Annotated in this window: 5 protein-coding genes; 2 read left to right on the top strand and 3 right to left on the bottom strand. The window is 47.0% G+C overall.

Annotation, left to right across the window (positions count from 1 at the left end; all coding sequences use genetic code 11):
* The first annotated feature begins 30 nt into the window (after positions 1–30).
* The gene (locus WBV75_RS00990) at positions 31–1,191 is read left to right on the top strand and encodes a THUMP domain-containing class I SAM-dependent RNA methyltransferase (protein ID WP_424118799.1); all 1,161 of its coding nucleotides are present in this window, start codon (positions 31–33) and stop codon (positions 1,189–1,191) included.
* Positions 1,192–1,198: 7 nt separating this feature from the next.
* Here WBV75_RS00990 and WBV75_RS00985 read toward each other — a convergent pair whose 3' ends face one another.
* Genes WBV75_RS00985 through rlmD form a run of 3 tightly spaced genes read right to left on the bottom strand, consistent with a single transcriptional unit; the run spans position 1,199 to position 3,911 of the window.
* A complete protein-coding gene (locus WBV75_RS00985; RefSeq protein WP_424118798.1) occupies positions 1,199–1,969 on the bottom strand; it encodes a DUF6048 family protein in 771 nt (256 codons plus the stop codon).
* Entirely contained in the window at positions 1,950–2,480 is a 531-nt protein-coding gene (locus tag WBV75_RS00980; RefSeq protein ID WP_424118797.1) for a DUF6452 family protein, read from the bottom strand. Before WBV75_RS00980 ends, WBV75_RS00985 begins: the two co-directional genes overlap by 20 nt.
* A gap of 12 nt (positions 2,481–2,492) precedes the next feature.
* Positions 2,493–3,911 (bottom strand): 23S rRNA (uracil(1939)-C(5))-methyltransferase RlmD, encoded by a 1,419-nt coding sequence (rlmD, locus tag WBV75_RS00975; protein ID WP_424118796.1) that lies wholly within the window; start codon positions 3,909–3,911, stop codon positions 2,493–2,495.
* Positions 3,912–4,111: 200 nt separating this feature from the next.
* Here rlmD and rocD point away from each other — a divergent pair, with 200 nt between their 5' ends.
* The gene (gene rocD, locus WBV75_RS00970) at positions 4,112–5,392 is read left to right on the top strand and encodes an ornithine--oxo-acid transaminase (protein WP_424118795.1); all 1,281 of its coding nucleotides are present in this window, start codon (positions 4,112–4,114) and stop codon (positions 5,390–5,392) included.
* The last annotated feature ends 98 nt before the right edge of the window (positions 5,393–5,490 follow it).

Here is a 5,490-nt window from a genome sequence, read left to right as displayed (position 1 = left end):
TGTATTTTTGGGGTTCAAAATGCGCTACCTATGGCAGAAAATTTTAAAATGATTGCCAAAACGCTCTATGGCATGGAAGCTGTCCTGTCTGAAGAACTCCGGAAACTCGGGGCCAGAGACGTTCGGGAAGGGGTGCGGTGCGCATTCTTTGAGGGAGATACGGGATTTATGTACAAAGCCAATCTGGGCCTGCGCACGGCGCTTCGGATTCTGAAACCGATACAAACTTTTCAGATTCGCCGGCAGGAAGAGTTGTATTCCCGAATACAGGCCATCAGCTGGAATACCTACCTGGATCCCTCGATGACCTTTGTCGTGGATACCGTGTTACATAGCGAACACTTTTCCAATTCCCTATTTGTTTCCCAGAAGGCCAAGGATGCCATCGTCGATCAATTCCGAGATCGGTTAGGGGAACGGCCCACCGTTTCTGTATCCGACCCGGATCTTAGAATCCATTTGCATTTACAGGGAAATACAGTGCACGTTTCACTGGACAGTTCAGGGGGTTCCCTGCACCGGCGAGGATATCGTATGGAAACCAATATTGCCCCGATCAACGAAGTATTGGCGGCAGGCTCCCTTCTGTTAAGCGGGTGGCGCGGCCAATCTGATTTCCTGGATCCGATGTGTGGCAGCGGTACTTTCCTGATTGAAGCAGCTATGATAGCCTGTAACATCCCTGCCAATATTAATCGGGATCATTTTGGATTTCAAAACTGGAAGGATTACGATCCGGATCTTTTTAAGACCATCCACGAGGCCAGCCTGGGCAGGATCCGGGAGTTTCATTATAGTATGCAGGGGTACGATAAAGCTCCTTCGGCCATACGCAAGGCAACAGAAAACATCGATAACGCCAATTTATCAGAGTACATTGTTTTGGAACAAAAGGATTTCTTCAAAAGTGAAAAGAAAACTGAGGGCCCTTTACACCTGATCTGCAACCCGCCTTATGGGGAACGGCTTTCTGTAGATATGGAGACTTTCTATAAAGAATTCGGGAATACTTTAAAACGACATTATACCAACACGCGGGCCTGGATGTTTACCGGAAACCTCCAAGCCTTGAAGTACGTCGGGCTGCGGCCTTCCCGGAAAATCAAACTCTTTAATGGCAGTATTGAGTGTCGGCTTGCCCTGTTCGAAATCTATGCGGGAAGTAAAAAGGCCAAATACAATCCAAAGTAAGACCCGGTTATTCTGTGACTTCAACCGGTTTTTTTCGGGCCTTTCTGTAAATGGGTATCAAATAGCTGATGGTATAGTTAAACCCAACCCCAAACCTGCTATTGTCCGTTTTTCGGTTGAACCCCGGAATCCAAACGTTGGAAAACGTCCCCGAGTCTGAATCCGTGACCAAAATGCCCAACCGTACGCTTGCCCCCATGTAGATATTGGCAAAAAGTTCAGTTTTTACACCAATGAGCAGTTCCAGCCATGAGGCGCTCAAACCGGAGTACTCTCCCACAAGTTCAGAACCGGTCAAAAAAGTATCGGGGTTCCAGTATCTGTTGCTGTCGTATATACTGTATTTATCCAGGGACGTGCTAAATGTTGAAAAAGCGTAACGCGCTCCTACGATAATGCTGTTGTTCATACCATACCAGTTCTGGTATGTGTTGAAATCCGCCCCGAGTTTGATATAACTCCCTGAGGGGTTCATTTCATAGATCGTAATCCGGTTTACCCCTTCAGCATTGTCCAGAACCTCTTCCACGGTGTTGGATTCATTTCCGAGTTCTGCGGCCAGATACCAGTGTTGACTTAGGCGGTAATCCCCTGCAATTTCCAATCCCCGGTATCCATCCTTAAATACCGAAATCAGGGGCCGGCTCAAATCCAGACCCAGTCGCAATCCATAAATTTCGGATTTCTTTGTGGTATCCCGGACTTTCTCCTGACCGAATAGTGGAGCAGTGCACAGCAGCGTGAACAAGGCCCAGGGCTTAATGAAAGATCGATACATGTGTAGTGTCCGGGTTTTGTACAAAAGCATTGTTCACTTCGATGTTGCGTATCCAGTTTTCTGATCCCACCTGCAATTCGGATTCCAGATCTTCGTACTGGGCTACAAAACCACAGGCCCTGGAAATAAATACTTCACGGGTGTTGTAATCGAAACGTATGGTATCCCTATTCCCGATTTCCAATTCCTCTTCATCTTCGGAATCCAGAATAAAAATAAAGGTGGTTTGCGTTTCTCCGGGCTGCAGTGGGATGGCTATGGAATCCAGGGTTGTCCGGTCTGCAAATGTATCCACGGCGTCCTCTTGCCCTAATCCCAAAACCCTCAGTTGATCGACATTTTTGGAGTTGTCGGGATTCTCATCATCAAAAAATTTAATAATCAACAAGGGGGTGTCCCCGTCCACGCAAATGTCGTCTTTCTCACAACCGCTTAAGGCTAAAGCACACAGACTGCATACCAGTGTGAGACTACCTATCCGAAAAAAAAGTGAAAATCCGGTTCGAAGCATAAAGAGGGTAAATTACGGATTATTCCGTCGCTTTAAAAGTACGATATTTTCAACGTGGTGGGTCTGTGGAAACATATCGACAGGCTGGACCCGAACGACTTGGTAAATGTCATTCAACAGGGCGAGATCCCTGGCTTGGGTGGCACTGTTACAACTGACATAGACAATGCGGGCGGGGGCGCACTCCAAAATTCGCTGAATCACATCTTTGTGCATCCCATCCCGGGGGGGATCTGTGATAAGCACATCGGGATTCCCGTTTTCCATTAGGAATTCCTGGCTAAAGAGGTCTTTCATGTCGCCTGAATAAAAGGAGACATTGAGGATGTTATTCGCAGCTGCATTCTCTTTGGCAGCCTGCACCGCCTCAGGGATGGCTTCAATACCAATGACCCTGCCCGCCTTAGGGGCGATGAATTGTGCAATAGTGCCCAAACCTGTATAGAGGTCGTAGACCAGTTCAGAACCCTGTAATTCTGCGAATTCCCTTACTTTTTTATAAAGTACATAGGCCTGCCGGCTATTGGTTTGATAAAATGACTTAGGCGTAATATGAAATTTGAGGCCCTCCATGGTTTCATCAATTCCCGGATTCCCGTAAAAGAGGATCAGATCCTGATCATAAAGGGTATCGTTTTTCTTCTGATTGATCGTATAATACAGGGAGGAAATCTGTGGAAATGAGTCTTTAAGATGATTTAAAAGGAGTTCCCGTGCCTCAGGGTCATCCTCGAAACACTGGAGGACAATCATAAGGTCCCCGGCTTCTGTACTGCGTATCATCAAGGTCCTCAGGAGGCCTTCCTGCTTTCTCGGATCGAAAAAAGACATACCGTGGTGCTCGGCGAAATCCCGGATACTCAACCTAATTTCATTTACCGGGTCGGCCATCAAATGGCATTCGGCAAGATCCAAAACCTTATCCCACATGCCTGGAATATGCAAACCAAGGCCATTGCGGCTTCCCACAGGGTCATCCCCCTCCAATTCGCTCTTTTGAAGCCACCGGTTATTCGAAAAAGAAAACTCCATTTTATTTCGATAGTAGAAGGGCTCCGGAGCGGGTAATATGGGATCGATTTCCGGCAATTCCAATTTCCCGATCCGAATGAGATTCTCCGTGACTTCCTTCTGCTTAAATTTCAGTTGGGCCTCATAACTCATGTTCTGCCATTTGCAACCTCCACAAGTGCCAAAATGAATACATTTCGGGGTAACCCGATCTGACGACGCTTCGTGCAATTCTGTGACAAAGCCTTCGAAATATCCCTTTCGTTTTCGGGTTGTCTGTACGGAAACCAAATCCCCTGGAACGGCACCTGTTATAAAAACAACACGCCCATCCGGGGCTTTTGCAACTGCCTTACCCTTTGAACCAGCGTCTATAACCCTCAGGCTTTCAAAATGAGGTTTGATTTTTCGTTTTCTCATGAGGCAAAAGTACGTGTTTTGTCTTATTGAGAAGGCTAAATATTATTAGGTCGGCCACTCCTTGCGACCCGACGAGAATCAGAGGATTTCTGCCGAAATTTTTGACTGTACCCTTTAAATAATCGTACATTTAGGCCTCTTCGCGGATGATTTCTCTCCCCAAGCAGGAATTGTATTTGAATAATTAAAAATTTCGATTGATGTCTGTTATTGAAAAACTTAGTTCAGCGGAGGCCATAGCTCTTGAGGCGAGGTATGGCGCACAAAATTACCACCCACTTCCCGTCGTCCTCAGCCGCGGTGATGGTGTTTATGTTTGGGATGTGGAGGGGCGCAAGTATTATGATTTTCTTTCTGCGTATTCTGCTGTCAACCAGGGGCATTGCCACCCAAAAATTATTGAGGCCCTCAAAACTCAGGCTGAAACCCTCACCCTGACCTCCAGGGCATTTTACAACGATCAGCTCGGGCCTTACGAGAAATACATGTGCGAATATTTTGGATTTGACAAGGTTTTGCCCATGAATACCGGAGCGGAGGCTGTAGAGACTGCGATGAAATTGGCTCGTAAATGGGGCTATGAAAAAAAGGGCATTCCTTCCAACAAGGCGAAAATCATTGTTTGCCAGAATAATTTCCACGGGCGTACCATTTCTATTATATCCGCGTCCAATGATCCGATCGCCACGGAGAATTTCGGGCCTTTTACCCCAGGCATTACGGCTATCCGTTATAATGACCTAAACGCTTTGCGAGAGGTGATGTCATCGGAAGTCGCTGCGTTTTTGGTGGAGCCTATACAGGGTGAAGCAGGTGTCTATGTGCCCGACCCGGAGTATTTAAAAGAAGCCAAAAAAATATGCGCAGAGCACAACGTGCTTTTCATTGCCGATGAAGTTCAGACGGGAATTGCACGTACCGGGAGATTGCTGGCCAGTTGTGGGGACTGTAGCTGCGAGGATAAGAACTGTTCAGGGGTTCCCGAGGTGAAACCGGATATTTTGATCCTCGGAAAAGCCCTTTCCGGGGGTGTTTTTCCGGTATCCGCAGTTTTGGCAGACGATGAGATTATGGAAGTTATCCGGCCGGGCAACCACGGCTCCACATTTGGCGGAAACCCACTGGCATGTGCCGTAGCTGTTGCGGCCCTTGAGGTCGTACGGGAAGAGAAACTGGCGGAAAGGGCAGACAAACTTGGAAAAATATTCCGGGAAAAGATGGACCAAACCCTTCAGGAAACGAACCTGGTAAAACTCGTCAGGGGTAAAGGGTTGTTAAATGCAATTGTCATAAACGATACGGAAGACAGTTCCACCGCCTGGGAAATTTGTTTGGCGCTGAAAGAGAACGGACTCCTCGCCAAGCCCACCCATGGGAACATTATTCGTTTTGCGCCCCCCCTGGTCATGACGGATGAGCAGTTGGAAGACTGTATTTCTATTATTCGAAAAACGCTTTTTGAATATGAAGCGCAGATGTAAAAAAAAAAGACCGGAGTTTTCGCTCCGGTCTTTTTTTATATCGCTCCTAATTGATTAGGACCGTACTTCTTTAATTCTAGCTTTCTTACCGGTTAAGC

It is taken from the genome of Robiginitalea sp., from assembly GCF_049588695.1.
GTDB lineage: Bacteria > Bacteroidota > Bacteroidia > Flavobacteriales > Flavobacteriaceae > Robiginitalea.
This window is presented reverse-complemented; position numbering and strand designations above follow the sequence as displayed.